The organism is Pseudomonas sp. Xaverov 83, assembly GCF_019352905.1.
GTDB lineage: Bacteria > Pseudomonadota > Gammaproteobacteria > Pseudomonadales > Pseudomonadaceae > Aquipseudomonas > Aquipseudomonas yamanorum.
Genome location: NZ_JAAAFU010000075.1, coordinates 203,876 through 230,536, shown reverse-complemented (window position 1 = coordinate 230,536; position 26,661 = coordinate 203,876). Strand labels below are relative to the sequence as shown.

The window sequence follows — 26,661 nt, the reverse complement described above, 5'->3', positions numbered from 1 at the left end:
CAACGCCTTCGCGAGCAAGCCCGCTCCCACATTTAGATCACCGGTACCATTGCTTACTGGTAAAGGTCATCCCGCGTCCACGGCAGCTCATGGCTACCATCGGCATGGGGTTTCACCGCCAGAATCTGGTGCAGGTTGATCCAGCCCCTGGCAAACGCATACGCGCAGCCGGCCAGGTACAGGCGCCAGATGCGCAAGGCCTGCTCCGGCACCATCTTGCCCGCCGCCTCCAGGTTATCTTCCAGGCGCTCGCTCCAATGGTCCAGCGTGCGCGCGTAATGCAGGCGCAGGCTTTCGACGTCGACCACTTCCAGCCCGACTTCGCTGATCTCGGCGGTCATCATCGCCAGGTGCGGCAGCTCGCCATTGGGAAACACATAGCGCTCGATAAAGTCCCCGGCGCCACGGCCCACAGGCCGGCCATCGGTGTGCTTGGCGGTAATGCCGTGGTTCATCACCAGGCCGCCCTCACGCACCGCGCCGTAGAGAATCTTGCAGTACTCCGCCAGGTTGGCGTGGCCAACGTGTTCAAACATCCCCACGCTCACCACCTTGTCGAACCGGCCATCCTGGGGCAAGTCGCGGTAGTCCAGCAGCGTCAGCTCTACCTGATCTTCCAGGCCTTCGGCTTTCACCCGCTCTTGGGCCAGCTCCAGCTGTTCCTTGCTCAGGGTGATACCAAACACCTTGACCCCGAATTCCCGCGCGGCATAGCGCGCCAGCCCGCCCCAACCGCAGCCCACATCGAGCAGATACTCCCCCGGCTGCAGCCGCAGTTTGCGGCACAGGTGGCGGAATTTGTCTTGTTGGGCTTGATCGAGGGATTCACTGCCGGTCTCGAAATACCCGCAGGAATAGGCCATGTCACGGTCCAGCCACAGCTGGTAGAACTCGTTGGACAGGTCGTAATGGTAGGAAATAGCCGCTGCGTCGGTGGCCTTGTCGTGGATCGAGCGCACCGGACGGGTGTCCTCGTCGTCATCAACCAAGGCATGACTCAGCTCGTCAACGACCCTGATCACTTCGGAAATGGAGCCTTCCAGCTCCAATTTGCCCTCGACGAAGGCTTCGCCCAATGAATCGAGTGTCGGATGGCTAAGCTTTGAAACCATCATGGGGTCCTTGACCACAATGGTGACGCTGGGATCCGGGCCCAGGTTGAATTCATGGCCGTCCCAGAGTCGAAGACGCAGCGGTAGCTGAAGATTCTGTAAGGCCGGTGGAAGTTGCGCGAGCATGAGTAGTCCCCCCTTGTTTCAGACGTCTGAAATGAGGGTAGACCATCCACGGAAAAATTAGCAGGCTATCGAAACAATAGCCCTTTTCTATGGTGCCCGCCGCTGGAGCAAACCCTCCTGGACCCACTGTTTCAGCCAGGTAACCGCTTGCAATGGCGCGCCCTCTTGGTAAGTGACTGCCAACTCGGCACACAGTTCGGAAAAACTCCAGCCGCTGGTGACCATGCCGGTCAGCGCGCCGGCTTCAGCCGCTTCCAGGCTGCGGTACTGGCAAACATTCTGATGGCGCCAGACCAGGCAGACCTGCGCCAACGGCAAGGCCTCGCTGCCGGGAAAGTCCCACTCGCCCTTGCTGGCACGCCAGATACCCAGGCTGTTGAAATCACACGTCACCTGCTGCACCGAAGGTGCGAGCTGCACGTGCAACCCGGGCCAATCTTCAGGCGGCAGCGTTGCCATGTCTTGCAGGGTCAACGGCTCGCCTTGCGGTGCATCAAAGGCCAGGGTGAAGGCCCATTCCAGCCGCGCCAGCTCGGCCAGCGGAGCGCCCTGCTCGGCATAATGTTCAACGATAAACCCGGGGAACCGCTCGCCGAACCAACGCAGGCTGTAATGGGCCGAGGGGTAACGCCGGATATAGGCCGAACCCAACTGCGCAAACTCATCGTCCCCCAGCCAATACCAGACGGCGCTGAAGTCATCGCGCAGCACTTCCTGCAACCGTGCGTGATAGGCGTTGTGGTAAATCGCCAGGCCCGTCTCGACATCCAGGGTCGGGCCGCCGATCAAGGTGGCACTGAAGCTGTTGCTGGCAGTGGACGTCTCGGCCAGCAAGTGCTGTTCAAAGGCCAACTGCCAATCGATCAGGCGCATAACGCTCTCCTGTCCAACGCGCTCGCGCCCAGGTCACGGGCCTTGCTCAGCTCGTCGAGCAGTTCCTGGAACGGCGGGAAATGGTCATCGCGCTCCAGCAAGGTCGAGACCGGCCCAAGATGCTCCAGGGTCTGCTGATACAGCGCCCACACGGGATCGCATACCGGATGGTCGTGCGTGTCGATCACGTAGTCGCCGTAATCCATATGCCCGGCCAAGTGCAATTGGCGGATGCTTTCGGGCGGCAGGTTGCGGATAAATTCCCAGGCGTCGAACCCATGATTGCGTGAACTGACGTAGACGTTATTCACATCCAGCAGCAGCTGGCAGCCGGTGAGATGGGTCAGGGCGTTGAGAAATTCCCACTCGGTAAACTCATCCGCCTTGGAGCGCACATAGCTGGAGACGTTTTCCAGCACGAAGGGACGCTGCAACACATCCTGCACCTGCCGGACGCGACCGGCGACGTGGTACAGGCTTTCTTCGGTGTATGGCAGCGGCAGCAGGTCATGCAACTGGTGCGCGTTGCCGCGGCTCCAGCACAAGTGGTCGGAAACCCAAGCCGGCTGGATGCGCTCGGAGAGTTGCTTGAGTTGTTTCAGGTAATCGGTATCGAGGGCATGGGGTCCACCAATGGACAGGGACACACCATGCATCACCAGGGGATAACGCTCGGCTATCGCGTCCAGGTAGTACAGGGCCTTGCCGCCCTGCACCAGATAATTCTCGGAGATCACTTCGAACCAATCCACGGCCGGCGATTGTTCAAGGATCTGCTGGTAGTACTCGCTGCGTAAACCCAGGCCGTAACCCAGACTCGGAAGGGAAGCGGACATAAAAACACTCCTGGGGAAAGTGTCCGCAGCGGAGGGGGTGCCCGCTGCGGTTGCACTCGGTTGCCGGTTACTCGCCGACTTTGCCGCCTTTCTGATCGCACATCGCTTTGCTCATCGACAGGAAGCCCTGGCCTTTGCAAGAACCCATGCCTTTGCAGGCGTGGTCTTTGGTTTTGCAGTCGTTCTGGCCTTTGCAGGCGTTGACGCCATAGCAATGGACCTGGGCGTCTGCTGCCTGCACCTGAGTGGCAACACCGGCAAACATGCCAGCAGCGGCGATAGCGAGGGCGGCACCAGCAGCAGCGGATTTGATGTTCATTGTGTATTCCTCATGATCGGTAGTGGAGTCGGTCTGAACGGATTGTTCAGTCTCGACATAGCACTAGAGTGAGGTCCCCCCATGGCGTTACAGCGAGACTGAAAAATTTATTCCTCGAGTTTCAATAACGGCTCCTGGAACCGCAACAGACGCCCCGCATTACCCAGCACCAGCAGCGTACTGAGGTTGTGCAACACCGCCGCAATCATCGCTCCCGCCGCGCCCAGCCAGCCAAATGCGGCGAACACCACGATCGCCAACGTCCAGCCCAGGCCGATGATCACATTGACCTGCAACGTGTGCCGGCACTGGCGACTCAAGCGCACACAGGTACCCAAGCGCCGCAGGTCGCTACCGATCAGCACCACATCCGCCGACGCCAAGGCGATATCCGCCCCGCCCGCGCCCATCGCCACGCCGACCACACCCGCCTTGAGCGCCAGGGAATCGTTGATCCCGTCGCCCACCACCATCGGCCGGAAGCCGCTGCCGATTTCCCCCAGCACGCGGTTGAGCTTGTCTTCCGGCAAAGCCTGGGCTTCGACGTCGCTGATGCCCACTTCCAACGCCAGGCTGTCGGCCACGCTTTGGCGGTCGCCCGTCAGCAACAGTTGGCGACCCAGGCCCAGTTCACGCAGCTCCTTCATCGCCTGGCGGGCTTCAGGTTTCACGCTGTCCGCCAGCAACAGCCAGGCGAGGAATTGCCCATTCAGCGCCAGCCCGGCAATCGGGCCATCGTGGTTGGGGACTGCCGTGGTCGGGATGCCCAATTGTTCAAACAATTCCGGCCGACCGAGGGCGGCTTCGCCCTGCCCGGTCTGCGCGACCACACCGAGGCCCTGGCGCTCGCGAATATCCGACAGCACCAGCATTTGTTCCTGAGTCGCCAACCCCGCCAATGCCCGGCTGACCGGGTGGCTGCTGGCGGAGCCGAGGCTGGCCGCCAGGTTGAGCAGCACTTGCCGATCCGGCTCGCGGGTGTCGATGGACTGCAAACGCAGGGTGCCAAACGTCAGAGTGCCGGTCTTGTCGACCACCAGTGACGTCAGGTCTGCAAGCTCTTCGAGAAATGCCGAGCTGCGAATCAGAATGCCGTGACGCGCCGCCACCGCAATGCCCGCAATTGCCGTGGCCGGAGCCGACAACACCAATGCACACGGGCATGCAGCCACCAGCACCGCGAGCATCGCCTGGGCGTCATTGGTGACAAACCAGGTGACCGCTGCCAGCAACAGCACCAGCACCATATAACTGCCGGCGTAGCGCTCCAGCAATCGGGTGATCGGCGGTTTGGAACGTTCGGCGCTCTGCATCAGCGCGATGACTTTGCCCAGGGTCGACTCATTGCCGGTACGGGTCACTTCCAGGCGCAGCAGGCCGTCGAGGTTGATCGCGCCACCAAACACCTGCACGCCAACACTGGCTTCCAGCGGCACCGATTCGCCGGTGATCGGCGCAGTGTCCAGGCTGGCCTGGCCCGACAGCACCACGCCATCGGCGGGCACCCGGTCACCGGCACGCACTTCGACGATATCGCCGGTCTTCAGGATGCCGTTGTCGACTTCCAGAATGGTCCCGTCCGCCTGCACCAGGCGCGCATGGCTGCGGGTCAATTTGCCTAGGGCATGAATCGCTTCCTGGGAGCCGATGACACTGCGCTCTTCCAGCACATGGCCGAAGATCATGATGATCGGCAGCAGCGCAGCGGTCAGCAGGTCGCCGGTGGCCCAGGCGCCGAGCATGGCCAGGGCGATCAGTTGGTCGGTGATGCCATGCAGGCTCGGATAACGCAGGCTGTACCAGGCCGAGCGCATCACGGGCACGGCCACCAGCAACGAGGCGACGCCCAGCAGCAGTTGGCTCACGCCGGTCTGGTCCGGCGCCAGCCAGCGCCATACCAGGCCCAGGCTGAGCAAGCCCAAGGCGAGCATTGCCAGGGTCAGTTGCCGGGCGGCGCTGCGTTGTTCGGCCGATGAGAGCATCGGGGCGGCGTGGGCGGTCATTGTTCGGCTCCCTGAATGATCAGGCGGGAATCGTCTTTAGGGTCAACCGTGGTCACGGAGCCGGCCTGACCGAGAATCTTCGGCAGGCGTTCGCGGTACAGGCGCAGCAGCAGGCCGGGGTCTTTGACCTGGGCCAGGCTGGCGACGGTGGCGGTTTGTGCCTGGGCGTTGGCCAGACGCTCGCTGGCCTGGGCGTGAGCTACCTGGACAGCACGGTCGGCGTCCTGGTTGGCGGTCTGGGTGAGTTTCTCGGCGTCGGTGCGCGCATTGGCTACGGCCTTGTCGGCTTGCTGGCTGGCGGTCAGTACCGCGTTGAAGGCGTTGACCGCCGGGCCCGGCAGGCTAGATTGCACATCGACCCGGGTGACTTCGATGCCCAGGCCAAGGCCGGTGGACGTCAGGTCGGCCAGGCGTTGATTGATGCCTCGCACCAGATCACCGCGCAGCCGTTCGCGGCGTTCGGCAGCCTGGTTGTCGGCGCCGATCAGCTCGGGGCGCGCCACCAGAATGGTGTCCAGGTCTCGCGCAGCGGTCAGCACCACGGCGCTGCGGGTGACCAGTCGATCCAGCGCCGGCAGAACATGATCGCCCTGCAACACAAATGCATAGGGCTCGATAACCTTGTAGAAGACCCGCACATCCAGTTGCACCACCCCGGCATCGCCGGTCAGCAGGTAGCCGGAGCCGGCCAGGGCGTCGCTCAGCGGCGTGGCAAAACTGGCCACGCGGTCGGCTTGGGTGGCCGCATCGGAACGCAGCAGGTTCTCCACCCGGCGCTCGATTACCCGGTCCGCTGCGGGCAACAGCACCACTTGCTCGAACGGACGCGGCCAGGCCAGCAGCAGCCCGGCATTCTGGATCCGGTCCAGCGCGCCGAAGTGCAACACCACGGCGCGGTTCTGCGGGTCGATCTGCCGCACGTTGGAAAACGCCCATGCCAATGCGGCCAACACCGTCACCGCATACAGCGCCAGGAACGTCAGCCGTCCAGCCTGGATCCACGGGCTGTCGAGGCTTTCCCGCTCACTCATGGCTGAATATCCTTCGGCCCATCCACCAAAGCGCGGAACGGCGCAGCGTCGGTGCGCAGGATGATTTTGGTACCCGGTGTGACAACTGTGCCCAGGGTGTCGAGGGAGCGCAGCAGGTTGTACAACTGCGGATTGCCGGCGTAGGCCCGGCCATAAATCTGCGCGGCTTCGACCCGGGATTGCGCTTCGATATCGGCGGCTTTCACCGTGGCGTCGGCCTGGACGATCCGCGCATCACGCTCGGCAGCCGAACGAATCTGCGCCGCCTCACGCTTGCCCACGGCCGTGCGTTCAGTGGCGATGGTCTCGCGCTCGGCGCGCATGCGGTCGACGGTGGCGGCGAGGGTCACCGAGGGCAAGGTCAGCCGTTCAACGCCCACCTGCACCACGCGCACGCCGTAGGTAGTGAGCAATTGTTGATCAATCTGCTGGCGCAGTTGCGCTTCAAAATCAGCAATACGCACCTGGCTGGCATCGGTGTTCACCAGGTTGGCCAGGTCGAAACTGGCGGCGGTGGTTTCCAGCGCCGAACCGACAAAGGTGCGAATCTGCCGCGCCGCTTCATCCGGCTGGTTCTGCACCGCGCGCATAAAGCGCTGCACATTGTCGGGGTCGCCCTGCACCTGCCAGGCCACGTAGGCCTGCACGATGATTCGCAGGCCATCGCGGGTGCCCACATCCTGCAAACCGCTGGAGGTGGTGCGCAGGCGCAGGTCCACCGGGATCGCCGCTTCGAACGGGGCGGGCCAGCGCCAGCCCAGGCCAGGTTCCAGCAATACCCGCGACGGGTTGCCGAAACGGGTAATCACCGTGGCTTCACCGGAACGCACCTGCACCAGGCTCGCCGCGGCGACGGCGAACAGCACCAGCAACACCGCCCAGCCCATACGCCGCCAAGGGAACGGGCCGGCTTCCTGTTCATCACCGTGATGGTGGTGATGATGGCCGTGGTGGTGACCATGGCCCGCGTGATCGTGAGAATGAGCGCTCAACAGATGAACTCCTTATTGAACGGCTTTACGCGGCACCGCAGGGTCAGCCGGTAAGGTAAAGGAACGCAGATCGATGGTCGGTGCGCCACTGGCGCCCAGGCGATGATCAAGAATGAGTAATTTGGCGTGGGCCAGGCCCTGGCTCAGTTGGCTCAGGTACTGCTCCAGCACGAAGGCCTGGCCCGCTTGTTGATAGGCCTTTTGTTCGGCGCTGAAGCGCAGGTCTGCTGCCTGGGCGCCAGCACTGACTTCGTGAGCCGTGGCCTGGGCCTGGTCGCGGGCGGTGCTGGCTTGCAGCAACGCCTGGTTGGTTTGCTCGCTGGCAGCGCCGCGCTCTCGGGAAATCAGCGCCTGGGCGCCAATCTGTGCGGCCTGAACCGCGTGGTAAGCGTTGGCCGCACCGGAAGGCGGGTGAATGGCTTCCACCACGGTGGCGAGGATTTCCACGCCGCTGTCGAGTGTCTTCAGGTCCGCTTGCACCGCCTTGCCAATGTCATCGGCGAGGTTGTTGCGTTCTTCACCCAGCAATTCATCGAGGGTTCGCGAGGCAAATTCGTGGACGAGGATGCGGCTGGCGGTACTTCGGATGAGCGTGGGCACATCGGCACTGTTATAGGTGGCGGCGAGTGCGGCCTGGTCGGTCAAGCCGATGCGGTACACGAAGCGCACATCCATATTGACGATCTGGAAGCTCTGTTTGTCGCCGCTGCTGCTGGCAATCACCTGGGCTTTGTCATTCACATGGGTAGCGTCCCAGAGGCGGTTGGCGATCAACGGCGCCGGGCCCTCGGCCGGAGCGACGTCGGTGTTTGCCGCTTCGCCAACGCTGGTGGCCAGCTCATGGACCACGCCGTTCTCCACGTTCAGCACGCGGCCCAGCGGCCACGGCAAACCGGCATGCAGGCCAGGCCCGAAGACCTCCACCGGCTTGCCAAAGCGTTCATAAATCCCACGGCTTTGCAGAGCGACTTCATGCACGCCGGTCAGCAACCAACCTACAGCCAGCACCACCACCAGTACCGGCAGGAACGCCCGGCGCATGTAGGTAAAGGCCCAGATCTGTCGCAGGTCGATGCCGAAACGGTTGTGCAGTTCGTGCTGCAAGGCGAGCAACGGTTGCGGCGGCCAGCGCAGCATCCCGGCGATAAAACTTTGCGCCATCAGGCGCGGTTCAAGCCGCTCTTGGCGCGGGCTGAACAGCGACAGCAAGCCTCTTAACAGAAACTCCAGCGCCACCAGGGCCGGCAACAGGCCGATCAACACGGCCAGGCGCAGCGGCCAGACGGATTCTTCACCGGCGAACAGCAGACAAATCGCACTGATCACCAGGCAGATAATCGCCACCCGGCTCAATTGCGCGAGTTGCGCGGCTTCCGGCCATTGGGCGGTGCTCTCCTGGGCCATGCGCCGTTCAAACACCAGCAAGCCGAATGCCAGTGCCAAGGCAATGGCCGCGCCCACACTGGCAGCCTGGCCCACTGCAGCGGCGGGCAAGGTCAGGCTCCAGAATTCCAGCACGCTGAACAGCGCCAGCAACGACCAGCCACACAGCCAGAACACCGGCGCGCCAATCTGCACCAGCAAGCCATTGCCGACGCGACCGAACTGCCGGTTAAGCCAGCCAGGTTCTTCTTGTGGCAGCGGCTGCTCGATCAGCCGTGCAGCCGGCTCCTCCAGCGCCATGGCCCGCCAATCCGCGACCCACCAAGCCGACTGAACACCGGCCACCAGCACCAGCAACGCCGAGGCGCAGTTGATCAGTACCACCGGCCAGATCGACAGCGGGGCGAACAGCGCCACAAACAGCGCCAGCATCCAGCCGCCGACCGCCAGCACCGTCAGGGCAATGCCGGCCTGCCTTAAACGGCGGGCATGAAACAACCCTTGCTGAAACCGCGGCAACCCTTCGATGGCCACGTCATCAGCGTCTAGATCCACTCGCATCCCCAAACGCCCACCCAGAAACAATTAGTTACTCTATAACCCGAAGCGTGAAATTTTTGTTTGGTTTCACACAGATAGTGACGAAAGCCCCAGAAACAGGAGCCATCACTGGTTTCAACCGTGATAAATCGGCACACTCCCCAGAGTTTTTCGCGGGCTTACGGACAAGGAAGCGCCACTCCCCATGATTTCGATCTATCAGCTTAAACCGCGTTTTCAGAACCTGCTGCGCCCGCTGGTGCAGCGCCTCTACGACAACGGCACCACCGCCAACCAGATCACCGTGCTGGCCGGGGTGATTTCCCTGCTGGTGGGATTGCTGATTGCCGGCTTCGCACAACATGTGTGGCTGTTTGCGCTGATTCCGCTGTGGATGATCCTGCGCATGGCCCTCAATGCCATCGACGGCATGCTCGCCCGGGAATTCGGCCAGCAGTCGCGACTCGGCGCCTACCTCAATGAACTGTGTGACGTGATCGCCGACAGCGCGCTGATCCTGCCGTTTGCGCTGATCCCCGAGGTCAGCCTGGTGCCGGTATTGCTGGTGACGCTGCTGGCGGTGTTCAGCGAATACGCCGGCGTGCTCGGGCCGATGGTCGGGGCCTCGCGGCGCTACGACGGCCCCATGGGCAAGAGCGATCGGGCATTTGTGCTCGGGGTGCTGGCCACCGGTGTGGCACTGGGCTGGCTCGGTGCCGGGTGGGTCGAGGCGGTGATGTGGGTGGTCGCGGCCTTGTTGGCCTACACCCTGGTCAACCGCGTGCGCCAAGGCCTCAAAGAACAACAAACCTCCCCTTCTGCATAAGGATTTTGCGATGCGTGAACAGCAAGAGCACACCTTCAGCACCCATGACGGGGTGGAGCTTTTCTACCGTCACTGGCCCGCCACCGCGCCCGCGGGCTTTGCACCCCGCAAGGCGATTTTGCTGTTCCATCGCGGCCACGAGCACTCCGGGCGTATCGCCCACCTGGTGGACGAGCTGAACCTGCCGGAATTCGACTTCTTCGCCTGGGACGCCCGCGGCCACGGCCAATCCCCCGGCGCGCGCGGCGACAGCCCGAGCTTCGCCACCAGTGCGCGGGACGTGCAGACCTTCGTTGACCATATCGGCACCACCTACAGCATTGAGGAAGAAAACCTCGCGGTGATCGCCCAGAGTGTCGGCGCAGTGATCGCGGCGACCTGGGTGCACGACTACGCACCAAGGATCCGCTCGCTGGTACTCGCCTCGCCCGCGTTCAAGGTCAAGCTCTACGTGCCCTTCGCCCGGCCGGGCCTGGCGCTGATGCGCAAGTTTCGCGGCAATTTTTTCGTCAACAGTTACGTCAAGGCCAAGTTCCTGAGCCATGACCCGGAGCGCGTGGCGTCCTACGACAGCGATCCGCTGATCACCAAAGCTATCTCGGTGAATGTGCTGCTGGGCCTGTACGAAGCCGCCGACCGGGTTGTAGCCGATGCCCAGGCAATCCAGGTGCCGACCCAACTGCTGATCTCCGGCTCAGACTTTGTGGTGCACCGCAAACCCCAGCAGCAGTTTTTCGACCGCCTGGGCAGCCTGAAAAAAGAACTGCATATCCTCCCCGGCTTCTTCCACGACACCCTCGGTGAACGTGACCGCGCGGTGGCCTTGAGCAGCGCCCGGCGCTTTATCCTGCAGAACTTCGAACACCCGCTGGACCGCGCGACGCTGTTGGATGCCGACAAGATCGGCCTGACCTGCGCCGAATCCGAATCCCTCGCCGCGCCGTTGCCACGCAACTCCCTGCGCGACCTCTACTGGCGCATGACCCGCGCCAGCATGGGCCTGGGCAGCAAACTGTCGGATGGCGTGAAGCTTGGTTTCGATACCGGCTTCGACTCCGGCAGCACCCTGGACTACGTGTACCGCAACAAACCCACCGGCAAAGGCGGGCTGGGGCGGATGATCGACACCAATTACCTGAACTCCATCGGCTGGCGCGGTATTCGCCAACGCAAGCTGAACGTGGAAGAGCTGCTGCGCCTGGCGATGGCCAAGCTGCGGGACGAGCAGCAGGAAGTGCGCATCGTCGACATCGCCGCCGGGCATGGTCGGTACATTCTGGAAGCCTTGCAGGGCGTTTCGCCGTTGCCGGAATCGATCCTGCTGCGGGACTACAGCGACATCAACGTGCGCGACGGTGGCGCGCTGATTCGTGAAAAAGGCCTGGGAGACATCGCCCAGTTCGTCAAAGGCGATGCGTTTGACCGGGCGGACCTGGCAGCGCTGCAGCCCAAGCCGACGCTGGCGGTGGTGTCCGGGCTGTATGAACTGTTCGCGGATAACGCGATGGTCGGCGGTTCGCTCGCCGGTTTGGCCGAAGCCGTGGAGCCCGGAGGCTATCTGGTGTACACCGGCCAACCGTGGCACCCGCAACTGGAACTGATCGCCCGCGCCCTCACCAGCCACCGTCAGGGCCAGGCCTGGGTAATGCGCCGGCGTAGTCAGGCAGAGATGGATCAACTGGTGGAAGCCGCCGGTTTCCGCAAGATCACCCAGCGTGTAGATGAGTGGGGGATTTTCAGCGTGTCCCTGGCACAGCGAGTCTGACCCATGCGTGAACCGGGCCTGTTAAAACCGGCGGTGCTGTGGCTGCTGCTGTTGGCGCCGCTGTTTTTCAGCACCTACGGCTTTGCTACGTGGGTCACCAGCCAGCGCAGCGACGTGGGCACCATGGTGTTCGGCTGGGAAACCCATATCCCGTTCTGGGCCTGGACCATCGTGCCCTACTGGTCGATCGACCTGCTCTACGGTTTTTCCCTGCTGCTGCCCAGCACCCGCCATGAGTTGAAGCAACACGCCTTGCGCCTGCTGACGGCCCAGGTGATTGCCGTCACCTGCTTCCTGATCTGGCCGTTGCGCTTCACCTTCGAAAGGCCGGAACTGGACGGCGTGTTCGGTTGGCTGTTTGCCGTACTCGCCGGGTTCGACAAGCCGTTCAACCAGGCGCCATCGCTGCACATCGCCTTGCTAGTAGTGCTGTGGATAATGTACCAGCGGCATAGCCAGGGCCTTTGGCGCTGGCTGGTGCATGGCTGGTTTGCGCTGATCGGCCTTTCGGTACTGACCACTTATCAACATCACTTTATCGACTTACCCACAGGTGCCCTCGCCGGCTGGCTGTGTGTGTGGCTGTGGCCGCTGGAACATCCGAGCCCGCTGCTGAATGCCCACCTGACCCGGGACCGGCAGCGTTGGCGGCTGGGGTTGCGCTATGGCTTCGGGTCGCTGGTGTGTCTGGTCCTCGCGTTTTCTCTCGGTGGGGGCTGGTTGTGGCTGCTTTGGCCGGCAGTTTCCCTCGGGTTGATGAAGGCGAATTATCTGGTGTTGGGCGTCTCAGGCTTTCAGAAACGCGCCGACGGGCGACTCACTCCGGCGGTACGCTGGTTGTTGGCGCCTTATCTAGTAGCCGCCTGGATCAATTCCCGCCTGTGGACACGTAAACATCCACAGCCCGACGAAGTTATGGATAACGTTTGGCTAGGGCGAATTCCCACCGGCGGCGAGCTGGAGTCATTCAAGGCGGTGGTCGATCTCTGCGCCGAGTTACCGATTAATCCACAGGGCCGCGCCTATTACAGCTTGCCGGTGCTCGACCTCACGGCGCCCACCGCCGCGCAATGCCTGGAAGCCGCCCAAGCCATTGAACGACTGCGCTCAGCCGGGCCATTGCTGGTGTGCTGCGCCCTTGGTTACTCGCGAAGTGCCACGGCTGTGGCTGCATGGCTGTTACATACCGGGCGCGCAGGCAATGTCGACGAAGCGGTGGCTATTATTCGTACAGCACGCTCGCGTGTGGTCCTGCATCCCGCTCACCGTGAAGCCCTGGAGGGTTTAACCCATGCCCGCTGATATGGAATTACAGGTCGTCGCCAGCCTGCTGCGCCGCGGCCGTTCCCTGGATCAGTTATCCACAGGCCTGACCTTGCTCGGCGTACTGTTCGGCCTCGCGCAACTGCTGATGGCCAGTATCACGCCGATCTGCCTGACCCTCAGCCTGTGGATGATTGTGCTCGGGCTGCTGCAAAAATACTGGGCGCTGCGGGTGGCCTTCGACGCTGACCTGTTCGCCCTGCTGGCCCGGGACACCGAGCGCACGCCCGACTTCGACCAAGCCATGCAAACCCTTGGCCTGCAATCCGCCAAACGCGCGGGCCGGCCCTGGACCGAACGCCGTCGCGGCGCCTTGAAACTGTTGCGCAAGCAAGCGTACCTGCTGGCGGCGCAAGTGCTGCTGACCGTGGCCGTCATCCTGGCCAGCCCTTGGCTGCCCTTCGCCGGATAAGGAATCCTCATGTTCGAACCCGTGGTCGCCACCCTGATTACCTCCATGGCCCGCACCGTCACCGGCGCCCGCAGCCTGTGGCTTGGCTGCGCGCCCGTGCCGGTGCAGCGCATCTATTACGCCAACCACAGCAGCCACGGTGATTTCGTGCTGCTGTGGGCCTCGTTGCCGCAGAACCTGCGTAAATTCACCCGCCCGGTGGCCGGCAGTGACTACTGGAACAAAAGCGCCCTGCGACGCTACATCATCAGCCGGGTGTTCAATGGCGTGCTGATCGACCGCGAGCGCAAGGACCCTGTGGATAACCCCCTGCAACCAATGCTTCAGGCCCTGGAACAGGGAGACTCGCTGATCATCTTTCCCGAGGGCACCCGCAACCTGGAAGATGGGTTGCTGCCGTTCAAAAGCGGGCTGTATCACCTGGCCAAGAGTTATCCACAAGCCGAGTTGATCCCGGTGTGGATCGCCAACCTCAACCGGGTCATGCCCAAGGGCCGCGTGCTGCCGCTGCCCTTGCTGTGTACCACCAGCTTCGGCGCACCGCTGCAACTGGAGGACGGCGAAGACAAGGCGTTGTTCCTCGCCCGCACCCGCGACGCCTTGCTCGCCCTCGCCCCGGAGCATTCCTGACATGGATAGCCAAACCCTGATGTTGTTCGGCGGGATCGGCGCGATCCTGGTGCTCGCCTCGCTGATCGGCCTGATCCTCAAACTCCGTACCCGTGGCACGCCCAACGCGGTGATCGACAACCTCAACGCCCGCATCAATGCCTGGTGGGTGATGGTGGTGGTGATCGGCGTGGCCTTCTGGCTCGGCACCGGCGCGGTGATCCTGCTGTTCTACGCCGTGTCGTTCTATGCGCTGCGGGAGTTCCTCACGCTCACGCCCACCCGGCGCAGCGATTACCCGGCACTGGTGGCGGCGTTTTACCTGGCGTTGCCGCTGCAATACCTGCTGATCTACTTCGACTGGTATGGGCTGTTCTCGATCTTTATCCCGGTGTACGTATTTTTGCTGCTGCCGATCCTTGCGTCACTGGGCGGCGACAGCACGCACTTCCTGGAACGGGCGTCGAAGGTGCAATGGGGGCTGATGATCGCGGTGTTCTGCGTGTCCTTCGTGCCGGCGCTCCTGACCCTGGATATCGTCGGCTACGAAGGCCGCAACCTGCTGCTGATCGCCTACCTGGTGATTGTGGTGCAGCTGTCGGACGTCTTGCAGTACGTGTGTGGCAAGCTGTTCGGCAAACACAAGATCGCGCCCAACCTGTCGCCGTCGAAGACGGTGGAAGGGTTTGTCGGCGGGATTCTGCTGTCATCCCTGATCGGCGCGGCGCTGTGGTGGACCACGCCGTTCAATCCCTGGCAGTCGTTCCTGATTGCGCTGCTGATCAACCTGCTGGGGTTTGCGGGCGGGATTGTGATGTCGGCGATCAAGCGCGACCGCGGCGTGAAGGATTGGGGGCACATGATCGAAGGACACGGCGGGATGCTGGACCGGCTGGATTCGGTGTGTTTTGCCGCGCCGATCTTCTTTCATCTCGTACGCTACTGGTGGACCTGAAACCTCACTCCATGACCTTCTCCCCCGTAGCTGCTGTCGAGCTCCAGCGAGGCTGCGTCGGCCGCACCACCGACCTCAGACCGAGTCGCGCCCTACGCAGCCTCGCTAAAGCTCGACAGCTGCTACGAAGGGAGAGGAGTTTCTGATCGTTCCCACGCTCTGCGTGGGAATGCATCCGGTGACGCTCCGCGTCACGACGTTAAGAGCGGACGCGGAGCGTCCAAGGCGGCGTTCCCACGCGGAGCGTGGGAGCGATCTAGCCGGGAAGATGCCCCAACGGCAACGCACCCGGGGTCTTCACCGTCTGAATCGCGAAGTTGCTGCGGATATCGCTCACTCCCGGCAACTTCAACAAACTCCCGGTCAGGAACCGCTCGTACCCGCGCAAGTCCGGCACCACCACTTGCAGCAGAAAATCCGATTCCCCCGACACCAGAAACGCCGAAATAACCTGAGGCAACGCGGTCACCGCCAACCGAAACGCTTCCGCCTGTTCGTCGTTATGCCGCTCCACTTTGACCCCGACAAACACCGTCAGCCCCAACCCGACTTCATCCCGATCGAGGCTTGCCTGGTAACCACGAATCACGCCCGCTTCTTCCAACAACCGCACCCGCCGCAAGCAAGGCGACGCCGACAAGCCAATCTCGTCTGCCAGTTGCACATTGCTCAAGCGGCCGTCCCGTTGCAGGGCCTCAAGAATCTTGCGGTCAAACGCATCCAGTTTCAGGTTTGGCATAAGTAAACTGTTTCGCCCGTCAAAAGTGGCAGATTGTGCCAAGACTAGACGCCTTTCCGGTTGACTACGCAAGCACCTGCCCCGGCCTTCACCTCTAAAATTGCCCTACGAATCACGTACCGCAAGGGGCAGGCACATGGCAGAACTCTGGTTGTTTTTAGTCGCGCTGGCGGTGGTGTACCTGCTGCCCGGCCCGGACATGATCCTGCTGCTGCAAACCGGCGCCCGCCAGGGCAAGGCGATGGCGCTGGCAACCGCAGCCGGTTTGGGGCTCGCACGGGCCTGCCATGTGGCGCTGGCGGGGATGGGCCTGGCGACGTTGTTCAAGGTCGCGCCCTGGACCTTCGATGTGGTGCGCCTGGGCGGTGCGGCGTATCTGCTGTGGATCGGCGTGCAGTGCCTGCGCTCCAACCTGCTGCCCAACCTGAACACCCGGGATGGCCCGGCACCGGCGCATGCCTGGCGCGAAGCCTTCCAACGCGGCCTGCTGACCAACCTGCTCAACCCCAAGGCGCTGCTGTTCTGCTCCGTATTGCTGCCGCAGTTCATTGATCCACACGGCGCCTCGGTGGCGGCGCAATTCGCAACGTTGGGCGCAATTCTGGTGACCGTCGGCCTGGCATTCGACAGTTGCTATGGATTGGCCGGCGCCAGAATCGGTCGCTGGCTGCAGCGCAGCCCGTCCGCCCAACGCCTGCAACAATGGCTGTTTGGCAGTCTTTTGATTGGTTTTGCGATACGCCTCACCTTCGTACAGCAAGCCTGAGCAAAACGACGTGTTTTGCCGTCATCTTTTGTATTAAAGAGACGTGTAAGATACGCGACACATTGCCAGGGATGCTCACCATGTTTGATTCGTTAAAAGCGACCAGCCGCCGTTTTTTCGGGGCCTTGATCTCAGTGGTGAGTGTTCTGTTCCGCGCCGTGCGATGGCTGGCGCGCAGCCTGTTCGGTCAGTGGCAACCGCCGCGCTGGCTGCAAGCCACAGGCAACGGCTTGGTCAATGTCGTCCATAAGGCCCGGGCATATCCACGCCAGGCCGCTGGCGGTGTGCTGACCCTGGCGTTGCTGGTGGCCGCAGGCGTCTATGGCTGGCATTGGTATTCCCACCTGCCACAGCCCCACACCGTGGGCTATTCGCTGCACAAGCCCAACCTGACGGATTACACCCAGCCGCAGCCGGTTGTGGATAACTTGCAGGTGCGCTTCGCCGAATCCGTGGCACCGCTGGCGGCCATTGGCAAGCCGGTCACCGAAGGCATCACCCTTAAGCCGACCATCGCGGGTACCTGGCGCTGGTCGGACGACCGCAGCCTGGTGTTCACCCCGGAAAAAGACTGGCCCGTCGACGCCCACTACACCATCGACCTGGCCAAGAAGAACCTGTTGGCCGACGGCGTGCTGCTCAGCCAATACACCAGCCAATTCTCCACCCAGCCGTTCCGCGCCACCTTGACGCAAAACGAGCTGTACCAAGACCCGAGCAACCCGACGCAGAAACAGCTGGTCGCGACCTTCCACTTTTCCCACCCGGTAGACGAAGACAGCGTACGCAAGCGTGCTTCGGTCACCCTCGGCAAAGGCCTGGCCTACCGCGACGCACAACTGCCCAACCGTCCGGAAGTCACCTTCGACGAGCACAAGCTCAACGCTTTTGTTCGCTCCGCCGCCCTGGCCACTCCGCTGGAAAGCACCCCGGTCAGTGCCAAGCTCGATGAAGGCCTCAAGGCCCGCGACGGCGGCAATGCCAGCTCGGCGCCGTTGGTGGCCGAAGTCACCGTGCCCGGCCGCTATCGCCTGACCTTTACCGGCGCCGAAGTCAGCTTTGTCGACAACGAGCGCGGCGAGCCCGAGCCGGTGTTGATGTTCAGCAGTTCCAGCGCCGTGGCCGACGAGACCATCGCCAACAAGGTCCAGGCCTGGATGCTGCCGGAAAAAGCCGAGGACGATACCCGCCCCTGGAACCTGCAAGACATCGACGACAAGCTGCTGGCCAGCAGCACCAAGGTCAAGCTGACCCACGTGCCGAGCGTCGAACCGCTGAATACCCTGCACGCCTTCAAGTTCAAGGCCCCGCCGGGCCGCGCCCTGTACGTGCGGGTACCGGCCAACCTGGAAGCCATCGGCGGCTATCTGGCGAAAAATCCGACAGCTTCTCTCGTGAGCATGCCGGCTTATCCGCGCACGCTGCAGTTCCTGTCCGACGGCGCCCTGCTCAGCCTCACCGGCGAAAAACGCTTGGGCTTCATGGCCCGTGGCGTACCTGGCGCCCATGTGGAAATCGCGCGCCTGCTGCCCAACCAGTTGCAACACCTGGTGGACCAGAGCAGCGGCAGCTTTGCCCGACCGAATTTTGCCAATGACTACTTCGATCGGATGGTGGAGCGTCAGAGCCTGGACATTCCGCTGTCGGCTGGCGACCCGTCAAAAACCGTCTACGACAACGTCGACCTGAGCAGCTACCTGACAGCCAACGGCGGCCGCCGAGGCATTTTCGTGCTCAAGCTCAGCCCGCAGGACGACCCGGCTGATCGCACCTTCGACTACTCGCGCAATACCACCAGCGACCTGCGTTTCATCGTGGTCACCGACTTGGGCATCATCGCCAAGCGCTCCAGCGATGGCAGCCACGACGTGTACGTACAGTCCATCGGCAACGGCTCGCCGGTGTCCGACGCCCAGGTCGATATCATCGGCCGCAACGGTTTGCCGGTGGCCAGCGGCCATACCGACGCCGAAGGCCACGCGCACTTCGCCAAGCTGGATGAACTGCGCCGTGAGAAAACGCCATTGATGTATGTGGTCAGTCGCGGCAACGACCAATCGTTCCTGCCGATTGCCCGTCAGTCCCAACAGCTGGATTTGTCGCGCTTTGATGTAGGCGGCCTGGAAGAAGACGGTGCGATCAATCGTCTCAGCGCCTACCTGTTTACCGACCGCGGCCTGTACCGGCCCGGCGAGACCGCGCACCTGGGCATGATCGTGCGCAGCGGCGACTGGAAAGGCGCGCTGCAAGGCCTGCCGGTTGAGCTGCAGATCACCGACCCACGTGGCCTTGAGGTGATTCGCCAGCCATTGAAACTGTCGGCCAGCGGCTTTGAGACTTTTGATTTCCCAAGCAGCGAAGTCGCGCCATCCGGCGATTACACCGCGACCCTGCAACTGATCGGCGAGAAGCAGCGCCGCACTGACCTGGGCAGCGTCAGCTTCAAGGTCCGCGACTTTGAACCGGACCGGATGAAAGTCAGCCTGAGCTTGCACGATACACCGGTGCTGGGCTGGATCCCGCCGGACCAAGTGGTGGCCAAAGTCACCGCGATGCACTTGTTCGGCGCTCCGGCGGCGGGCCGTCGCGTCACGGCAAAAATGTCCCTGAGCCCCACGCTCGCGGCCTTTGATCGCTACCCGGATTACCGCTTCCGCCTGAATGACTCGCTGGAGGAAGCCAGCTCCGAAGACCTGGCCGAAACCACCGTCGACGATAATGGCCAGGCGCTGCTCGACCTGAACCTGCAACGCTTCGCCAACAGCACCTACCGCCTGCAAGTGATGACCCAGGTGTACGAAGCCGAAGGCGGTCGTAACGTCGCCGCACAAAGCGCGTTGCTGGTGTCGGCAGCGCCGTACCTGGTGGGTGTGAAGAGTCAGGATTCGCTGTCCTTCGTCGCCAAGGACGCACCGCGTCAGGTGCAATGGCTGGCCGTGGCGCCAGACCTCACGCCAGTCGCCGTGGACGGCCTGACCAGTGAAGTAGTCGAGCACCGTTACGTCTCGGTGCTGGTGAAGCAAACCAACGGCACCTACAAATACGAGTCGCGCATCAAGAACATCAGCCAGCCGGCCTCGCCGGTGGTGATGACCAAGGACGGCGCCAAGCAAACCCTGAACACCGGCACCCCGGGCGATTTCACCCTGCAACTCAAGGACGCCAACGGCAACCTGCTGAACCAGATCGACTACAGCGTCGCCGGCCGGGGCAACACCTCGCGCTCCCTGGAGCGCAACGCCGAACTGCAACTGCGCCTGGATAAACGCAGCTACGCCACCGGTGATGAGATCGCCATCAGCATTCGTGCGCCGTACACCGGGGCCGGGTTGATCACCATCGAACGGGACAAGGTCTACACCCAGCAGTGGTTCAAGGCCGACAGCACCAACAGCGTGCAACACATCCGCGTTCCTGCGGGGCTTGAGGGCAATGCCTACGTCAACGTGCAGTTCGTGCGGGACATCGGCTCGTCCGAGGTCTACATGAGCCCGCTGTCCTACGGCGTGGTGCCGTTCAGCATCAACCTCGACGCGCGGCGCATGGCGCTGAAAGTCGAAGGCCCGGCGAAGATCGAGCCGGGGCAGACCCTGGATATCAAGGTCAACGCCGACCGCCCTGGCCGCGCAGTGGTCTACGCGGTAGACGAAGGCATCCTGCAAGTGGCGCGCTACCAGACGCCGGACCCGCTGGGCTTCTTCTTCCAGAAGCGTGCACTGGAGGTCGGTACCAGTCAGATTCTTGACCTGATCCTGCCGGAATTCAGCCGCCTGCTCAGTGGGGCAGCGCCGGGTGGTGACACCGAAGGCGCCCTGGCCAATCATCTCAACCCGTTCAAGCGTAAACATCAGCCGCCAGTGGCCTGGTGGTCTGGCTTGGTGGACTTGCCGGCCGGTGAAACGGTGCTGCATTACCAGGTACCGGACAGCTTCAACGGCAAGCTGCACCTGTTTGCCGTCGCGGTGGACAGCGACAGCGTAGGCGTCAGCGAGGCCAACACCGAAGTGCGCGGGCCACTGGTGATCACGCCGAACGTGCCTGCCTTTGTCGCGCCGGGGGATGTGTTCAGCGTCAGCGCCGGGGTGTTCAGCAACCTGGACGCCGCGGCGGACGTGAAGTTTGAAGTGCAGACCAGCGATGGCTTGCAGGTGCAAGGCGACAAGGCCAGCACCCTGGCCCTGCAACCGCGCAAAGAAGGCGTCGCCGAGTTCAAGATCAAGGTTGGGGAAAACCTCGGCTCGGCCGACTTGCGCTTCGTCGCGGTGCTGCCGGATGGCAAGCGGATCCAGGTGGCGGAAACCACGTCGATCCGACCCTTGAGCGAACATCGGGTGGCCCTGAGCCTGGGCCGTTTCGACAGCGCCAGCAAAGAGCTGAAACCGACCCGCGACCTGTTCGGCCAGTTGCGCGATGTGCAATTGGGCGTCGCCGCTTCGCCGCTGGTCTGGGCCAACGGCCTCAAGCATTACCTGGATGACTACGGCTACGCCTGCACCGAGCAATTGGTGTCCAAGGCCATGCCGGCGTTGATCTGGGGCGGTAATGCGCCGGAGGCCGAGCAGGCCTTCAACGGCGCGGTGCGCATGCTGCGTCAGCGGCAGAACCAGGCCGGTGGGTTCGGCTTGTGGGCGGCCAACCCGGACGTGGCGCCGTACGCCAGCCTGTACGCCACCGACTTCCTGATCGAAGCCAGGGAGCGCGGGCTGCCGGTACCGGAAGACCTGTTGCAACGTTCCAACGCGTACCTCACCGACCTGGCCAACGGCCCGAGCGAAGGCCTGTCTGAATTGCGCAACCGCGCCTATGCCAGTTACCTCCTGAGCCGTCAGGGGATTCTGGTGAGCGGCGCCTTGAGCGATATCCGCGAACGCTACGAGAGCTACTTCAAGGACACCTGGCAGAACGACATTGGCGCCGCGTACCTCGCCGCCAGCTACAAGTTGCTCAAGCAGGATCGTCAGGCCGACACGCTGTTCCGCAAGGTGCCGTGGCTTTCCCTGTCGGATAAATGGAACAGCGACGGCCTGTATTACGACCCGCTGGTGCACGACGCAGAGCACCTGCATTTGCTCGCCCGTCACTTCCCGGAAATGCTCGACGATGTTCCGGCAAGCCTGCTGGATAAACTCGGCAAGCGCCTCAACGAGCAACGCTACAACTCGCTGTCGGCGGCACTGTTGCTGCGGGCCCTGGACAACTATGGCCAGCGCGCGCAAAGCGACATGACCCTCAAGGCCACCGCATGGCTCAGCGACAAGCAGCAACAGTTGTTGCAGATGGCCGGCCAGCCGCCACGAGCGGCGGTGCCTGCCGGTACGCAAAAACTGCAGATGGAAAAATCCGATGGCCCGGCGGCGTTCTACATGCTCAGCGAAGCCGGCTATGACAAGGGCGCCAACCTCAAGCCGATCAACAGCGGCCTGGAAATCATCCACGAATACCTCGATCTCAAAGGCAATCCCGTCAGCAAGGTCGCGGTAGGCGATGAGTTCCTGGTGCGCCTGCGCTTGCGCGCCACCGACCGTGATCAGGTGCAGCAAGTGGCGGTGGTCGACCTGCTGCCGGGCGGCGTCGAGCCTGTGTACAACTTGCCGCCGGAGCCGGAAGCGGCCAGCAGCGAGGAAAGCGAAGGCGACGATTCGGAGTACGTTGAAACCAGCGAAGACACCGAAGAAGCCGACGCCTGGCAGGCGCCGATCGGCGAGACCGACTTGAGCAACTGGCAGCCGGACTACGTCGATGTGCGTGATGACCGAGTGGTGTTGTACGGCACCGCGCTGCGGGACGTAGGCACCTTCGTGTACCGCGTGCGCGCCACCAACGCCGGTACCTTCAATACGCCACCGGCCTACGCCGAGGGCATGTACGAAACCACCCTGCAAGGACGCGGCAAAGTAGGCCAGCTTGAAATTACCAAGCCTTAAAAGCCTGACGCCGCTGCTGGCAGCGGCGTTGATTCTGGCGGGGCTACGGTTGTGGCCCCACGCGCCGCTGGAACAGGCAGCCACCTCCTCACGGGTGGTGCTGGCCGATGACGGTTCGCTGCTGCGCATGACCCTGGCGGCTGACGGGCAATATCGCCTGTGGCTACCCCTGGAGCGGATTTCTCCGTCATTGGTGGAGGCGTTGCTGCTCAAGGAAGACCGCAATTTCTACTGGCACCCGGGGATCAATCCCCCGGCGTTGCTGCGGGCGGCCATGGCCACTTATAGCGGCGGCCAGCGCCAGGGCGGCTCGACCTTGAGCATGCAGTTGGCCAGGCGCCTGTGGGATCTCAATACCCGCCAGGTGCCCGGCAAGCTGCAGCAGATGGCCCTGGCGTTGTGGTTGGAGGCGCGTTACAGCAAGCATGACATTCTCGAGGCCTACCTCAACCTGGCCCCCATGGGCGGCAATATCGAAGGTGCCGAAGCGGCCAGCCGGATCTATTTCGGCAAGTCAGCGGCGCAATTGTCCTTGTCTGAAGCGCTGGCGCTGGCCGTGATTCCTCAGCAACCCGGTCGCCGCGCGCGCTTCGGGCCATCGCTGCAAACCGCTCGACAACGGCTGATGGCGGACTGGCGGGAAACTTATCCACAAGACCCGCGTAACGACAGCTTGCTGGACCTGCCGCTGGAAGCCCGCAACCGCCAGCAGATCCCGTTTCTGGCGCCGCACTTGAGCGAACAGTTGCTGGCCTCGCAAACCGGCAACGAGTTGAACAGCACCCTCAACCAGCCGCTGCAACAATTGCTGGAACGGCTGATCACCGGTTTTATCGCCGAGCGCCGCAGCAGCGGTGTGGAAAACGCTACGGCGATTCTGGTCGACAGCCGCGACCAGAGCGTAAAAGCCCTGGTGGGCTCGGCGGATTACTTATCCACAGGCATCCATGGCCAGGTCAACGGTGTGCTGTCGCGGCGCTCGCCCGGCTCTACGCTCAAGCCATTCCTGTATGGGCTGGCGCTGGACCAAGGGGTGATCCACCCCATGAGCATCCTCAAGGACATGCCGAGTAACTTCGGCTACTTCCAGCCGGAAAATTTCGACGGCAGTTTTGTCGGGCCGGTGACAGCCCGCGACGCGCTGATTCGCAGCCGCAATATTCCGGCGGTGTGGCTGGCCAGCCAAACCCGCTCGCCGTCACTCTACGGATTGCTGCAACGGGCCGGGATCAAGGGCCTGCGGGGCGAAAGCCATTACGGTTTGGCCCTGGCCCTGGGCGGCGGCGAGATGACGCCCGAGGAGCTGGCGCGGCTGTATGTGATGCTGGCCGGTGACGGACATCTGCGACCCTTGCGCTATTTGCAGGAACAGCCGCAAACCACCGGTCCCCAGCTACTCACCCCACAAGCGGCCTTTATGGTGCGCGACATGCTGCGGCGCAACCCGCGCCCGGACGGGCTGCCGGGACGCCATTGGCGCACGGCCTGGAAGACCGGCACCTCATGGGGTTTTCACGATGCGTGGAGCGCCGGCCTCGTAGGCCCTTACGTGCTGGTGGTGTGGGTGGGCAACTTCGATGGTCGTCCGAATCCGGAGTTTATTGGCGCGAAAACCGCCGCCCCCCTGTTCTTCCGTATCGCCGACGCCCTGCCCCTGGCCTTGCCGAATGTGGTGATCAAACCCGACAAGCCGCCCGCCGGGCTGATCCGCATCGACGTCTGCGCCGCCTCTGGCGACTTGCCCAACCGCTGGTGCCCACGTACCCGCAAGACCTGGTACATCCCCGGCGTGTCACCAATTCGCGTGTCCAACCTGCACCGCCCGGTGCTGATCGACACCCGGACCGGCAAGGCCGCGTGCCCGCCATTCGACCCGCAGTACACCCGTGAAGAAGTCTTCGAATTCTGGCCCAGCGATGTGCAGCGGCTGTTCCGCGCTGCCGGGCTGCCCCGGCGCACGCCGCCCAATGTGCAGAAAAGTTGCCAACCCAATCGAATCGGCGACCAGAGCGAGGCGCCGCAGATTCGCTCGCCGCTGACCCAGGTCAGCTATCACCTGCGCCTGTCCCAGCCCCAGGAAAGCATCCCGCTGAACGCCAACGCAGCCAGTGATGCACTGACGCTGTATTGGTTTGCCGACCAGACTCTGATCGGCCAGGGCCCGCCGCAAACCACGCTGAACTGGCGGCCGGGTAAGTCGGGGGACTATCGGTTGCGGGTCACTGATGATCAGGGCCGCAGCGCCAGCCGGGGACTGAAGGTGGAGTTTGTGCCCTGATCAGGGATCTTCGTCGCCTAAACCGACGGTGCCGGCATCTTTTGCGAAATGCTTGTACGCCACCCCTAGCTTGCGTTGCTCGAAGATCGAAAACACCAGGGTGCCCAGCAGAATCATCATCCACACCAGGAACACCTTCATGGTGTCCACCTGTGCCACCACCAGCAGCAACGTCACCACGCCGCCAATCACCATGCCCAAGCCCATCCAGGCACCCAGCACACGGCCCACCGCCAGGCGCATGCCCTTGGGCAGCAACAGCCGCAGCGCGAGCAACACCACAAACATCGTCAGCAAAAAGCCAAACGCGGCCATGAAAGGAATTACGAAGCCATTGTCACGGTACAACCAGGCCAGAAAACGATAGGCCGGGTTCAATCCCGCCATTTGCTGGTAGGTGGCGGGGCCCGGCAGGTGCAGTTGGGCAAAATGTTCCGGGGTCATGGCCATGATGCCGACACCGATCAGGCCCACCACCACCGCATAGAAACCACCGGCACGCCACAACGGCGCCAGCACACGGCGATTCTCCACATCCTTGGTCTCGGCCACGCCGAACACTGCGTCACGTTGCCTGCCCTGGGCAATCACCGTCTTGCCGTCACGTTCGCAGGCGTCGCCAATCAGCATCACCTGCATATCCTGGGAGAGGAGCAGTTCGCCCTGGCGGCGGGAGTTGCTGATCCACTCATGGTCGTCAGGACGCTTCTTGCCGAACAGGTCGATGCCTTCGGCAATCACCGTCACTTCCCCGGTGGCGTCCTGCAGGCGGAAGTCGTTGCAGCGAGCCTCGGCTGAGACCTGGCTCCAGCTCCAATCGCCGTCCTTGTCTTTGGTGCCTTCCTCGATGATCCACACGTAACCCGCACAAGGCTTGCCGTTGACCGGGGAGATCAGCGGTGTGTCGACGATCACCTTGCCATTGACCTCCACCAGGCCCATGGCCAAGGAGCGTATCTGGCTGGTGGCCAGGCGTTGTTCGGTGCGATAGAAGTTGGGGCCGAAGCTGGCCAGCAAACCGATCAAGATGCAGACAGGGAAAAACAGCGCGACCAGGATCGTCGGGGCGTAAACCATCAGGCCGATGAAGCCGGCAAGAAAGATCAGCGCCACCAAGGTTTTCCAAGCCGGCTTTTTCGCGACAACGCCCGCCTGAGTGGTTTTCATGCTCCCGGCACCTCAAGCTTCACGCCCTCGTAGCGGGTTTCTTCGGCGCTGATGGCCAGCAGCGGGATGCGCTGGTAGCCAAGCATCTTGGCGAAGAACAGATCAGGGAAAATCGCGATGGCGATGTTGTAGAGGTTGACCGACTCATTGAAGAACTCGCGGCGGTCGGCGATGCGCTCTTCCACCGCCGAGATCGCCTGCTGCAACTCGACCATGTTGGGGCCGGAGATCAGCGTCGGATAATTCTCGGCCACCGCAATCACCGACTTGAGCGCCGTATTGAGCTGGTTGGAGGCATCGACCTTATCGGTGAGGCTGCTGGCGTTGAGGTACGCGGTACGGGCGTCGCTGAGGCGGGTGAACAGCGCGTTCTCATGGCTCATGGCGGCTTGCACCACGCGCATCAGGTCGGGAATCTGGTCTGCCCGCTGCTTGAGCAACACGTCGATGTTGGCGAAGGCTTTATCCACATCGTTGCGGCGCATCACCAGGCCGTTGTAGACCCCCACCAGCCAGCCAACCAGGCCGACGACAATAATCAGCACGACGATACCGGCGATCAGCAGTTCGATGTTCATGGCGGCGGCATTCCCTGGCTAGTTATCCACAGGGCGCATTCTAGGGGTAAAGCAGGGGAATACTCCCGGAATTAGTCCACAGAAACGGCAAGACCCGATATCCG

Annotated in this window: 20 protein-coding genes; 9 read left to right on the top strand and 11 right to left on the bottom strand. The window is 62.8% G+C overall.

Annotation, left to right across the window (positions count from 1 at the left end; translation table 11 throughout):
- Positions 1-53: 53 nt before the first annotated feature.
- The 8 genes from cfaB to hflK form a co-directional block, all read right to left on the bottom strand.
- On the bottom strand, positions 54-1,238 hold the full coding sequence (cfaB, locus tag K0H47_RS22315; RefSeq protein WP_063033772.1) for a C17 cyclopropane fatty acid synthase CfaB: 1,185 nt from the start codon (positions 1,236-1,238) through the stop codon (positions 54-56).
- Between the two features lie 87 nt (positions 1,239-1,325).
- The gene (locus tag K0H47_RS22310) at positions 1,326-2,111 is read right to left on the bottom strand and encodes a DNA-binding domain-containing protein (protein ID WP_219273655.1); all 786 of its coding nucleotides are present in this window, start codon (positions 2,109-2,111) and stop codon (positions 1,326-1,328) included.
- Positions 2,102-2,947, bottom strand: a complete 846-nt coding sequence (locus K0H47_RS22305; protein WP_219273653.1) for a DUF692 domain-containing protein — start codon at positions 2,945-2,947, stop codon at positions 2,102-2,104. Before K0H47_RS22305 ends, K0H47_RS22310 begins: the two co-directional genes overlap by 10 nt.
- A gap of 67 nt (positions 2,948-3,014) precedes the next feature.
- Positions 3,015-3,266 carry a hypothetical protein gene (locus K0H47_RS22300; protein WP_003213503.1) on the bottom strand — a complete coding sequence of 84 codons (252 nt, stop codon included), beginning with the start codon at positions 3,264-3,266 and terminating at the stop codon, positions 3,015-3,017.
- A gap of 107 nt (positions 3,267-3,373) precedes the next feature.
- On the bottom strand, positions 3,374-5,269 hold the full coding sequence (locus K0H47_RS22295) for a cation-translocating P-type ATPase (RefSeq protein WP_177025250.1): 1,896 nt from the start codon (positions 5,267-5,269) through the stop codon (positions 3,374-3,376).
- Complete coding sequence (locus K0H47_RS22290) at positions 5,266-6,300, bottom strand: SPFH domain-containing protein (protein WP_218263606.1); 1,035 nt, start codon at positions 6,298-6,300, stop codon at positions 5,266-5,268. The genes K0H47_RS22295 and K0H47_RS22290 overlap by 4 nt, the downstream gene beginning before the upstream one ends.
- Positions 6,297-7,295: a protease modulator HflC gene (gene hflC, locus K0H47_RS22285; RefSeq protein ID WP_167410192.1), complete on the bottom strand. Its 999-nt coding sequence runs from the start codon at positions 7,293-7,295 to the stop codon at positions 6,297-6,299. Before hflC ends, K0H47_RS22290 begins: the two co-directional genes overlap by 4 nt.
- Before the next feature lie 9 nt (positions 7,296-7,304).
- Positions 7,305-9,236: a protease modulator HflK gene (gene hflK / locus K0H47_RS22280; RefSeq protein ID WP_093203484.1), complete on the bottom strand. Its 1,932-nt coding sequence runs from the start codon at positions 9,234-9,236 to the stop codon at positions 7,305-7,307.
- Positions 9,237-9,420: 184 nt separating this feature from the next.
- On the opposite strand from hflK, the gene K0H47_RS22275 reads away from it, so the two are divergent.
- Genes K0H47_RS22275 through K0H47_RS22250 form a run of 6 tightly spaced genes read left to right on the top strand, consistent with a single transcriptional unit; the run spans position 9,421 to position 15,105 of the window.
- Positions 9,421-10,041, top strand: coding sequence for a CDP-alcohol phosphatidyltransferase family protein (locus K0H47_RS22275; RefSeq protein WP_219273651.1), 621 nt, complete (start codon positions 9,421-9,423; stop codon positions 10,039-10,041).
- 10 nt (positions 10,042-10,051) lie between these two features.
- Complete coding sequence (locus K0H47_RS22270) at positions 10,052-11,806, top strand: bifunctional alpha/beta hydrolase/class I SAM-dependent methyltransferase (protein ID WP_093203480.1); 1,755 nt, start codon at positions 10,052-10,054, stop codon at positions 11,804-11,806.
- Between the two features lie 3 nt (positions 11,807-11,809).
- Positions 11,810-13,108 carry a phosphatase PAP2/dual specificity phosphatase family protein gene (locus tag K0H47_RS22265; RefSeq protein WP_219273649.1) on the top strand — a complete coding sequence of 433 codons (1,299 nt, stop codon included), beginning with the start codon at positions 11,810-11,812 and terminating at the stop codon, positions 13,106-13,108.
- Positions 13,098-13,541: a hypothetical protein gene (locus K0H47_RS22260; protein WP_093203471.1), complete on the top strand. Its 444-nt coding sequence runs from the start codon at positions 13,098-13,100 to the stop codon at positions 13,539-13,541. Before K0H47_RS22265 ends, K0H47_RS22260 begins: the two co-directional genes overlap by 11 nt.
- Positions 13,542-13,550: 9 nt before the next feature.
- On the top strand, positions 13,551-14,171 hold the full coding sequence (locus K0H47_RS22255; RefSeq protein WP_218263603.1) for a 1-acyl-sn-glycerol-3-phosphate acyltransferase: 621 nt from the start codon (positions 13,551-13,553) through the stop codon (positions 14,169-14,171).
- Position 14,172: 1 nt separating this feature from the next.
- Entirely contained in the window at positions 14,173-15,105 is a 933-nt protein-coding gene (locus tag K0H47_RS22250) for a phosphatidate cytidylyltransferase (protein ID WP_063033761.1), read from the top strand.
- Positions 15,106-15,361: 256 nt separating this feature from the next.
- On the opposite strand, the gene K0H47_RS22245 is transcribed toward K0H47_RS22250, so the two are convergent.
- Positions 15,362-15,835 carry an Lrp/AsnC family transcriptional regulator gene (locus K0H47_RS22245; RefSeq protein ID WP_026078018.1) on the bottom strand — a complete coding sequence of 158 codons (474 nt, stop codon included), beginning with the start codon at positions 15,833-15,835 and terminating at the stop codon, positions 15,362-15,364.
- 145 nt (positions 15,836-15,980) lie between these two features.
- Between K0H47_RS22245 and K0H47_RS22240 the strand changes: the two genes are divergently transcribed.
- The 3 genes from K0H47_RS22240 (at position 15,981) to pbpC (ending at position 24,812) form a co-directional block, all read left to right on the top strand.
- Positions 15,981-16,610: a LysE family translocator gene (locus tag K0H47_RS22240; protein WP_219273647.1), complete on the top strand. Its 630-nt coding sequence runs from the start codon at positions 15,981-15,983 to the stop codon at positions 16,608-16,610.
- Between the two features lie 80 nt (positions 16,611-16,690).
- Complete coding sequence (locus tag K0H47_RS22235) at positions 16,691-22,534, top strand: alpha-2-macroglobulin (protein ID WP_219273645.1); 5,844 nt, start codon at positions 16,691-16,693, stop codon at positions 22,532-22,534.
- On the top strand, positions 22,515-24,812 hold the full coding sequence (pbpC, locus tag K0H47_RS22230) for a penicillin-binding protein 1C (protein ID WP_063033759.1): 2,298 nt from the start codon (positions 22,515-22,517) through the stop codon (positions 24,810-24,812). The genes K0H47_RS22235 and pbpC overlap by 20 nt, the downstream gene beginning before the upstream one ends.
- Here pbpC and K0H47_RS22225 read toward each other — a convergent pair whose 3' ends face one another.
- Together K0H47_RS22225 and K0H47_RS22220 are read right to left on the bottom strand one after the other, a co-directional pair.
- Positions 24,813-25,979: a hypothetical protein gene (locus K0H47_RS22225; RefSeq protein ID WP_218263600.1), complete on the bottom strand. Its 1,167-nt coding sequence runs from the start codon at positions 25,977-25,979 to the stop codon at positions 24,813-24,815.
- On the bottom strand, positions 25,976-26,557 hold the full coding sequence (locus K0H47_RS22220; protein ID WP_177025258.1) for a LemA family protein: 582 nt from the start codon (positions 26,555-26,557) through the stop codon (positions 25,976-25,978). Before K0H47_RS22220 ends, K0H47_RS22225 begins: the two co-directional genes overlap by 4 nt.
- Positions 26,558-26,661: the final 104 nt, after the last annotated feature.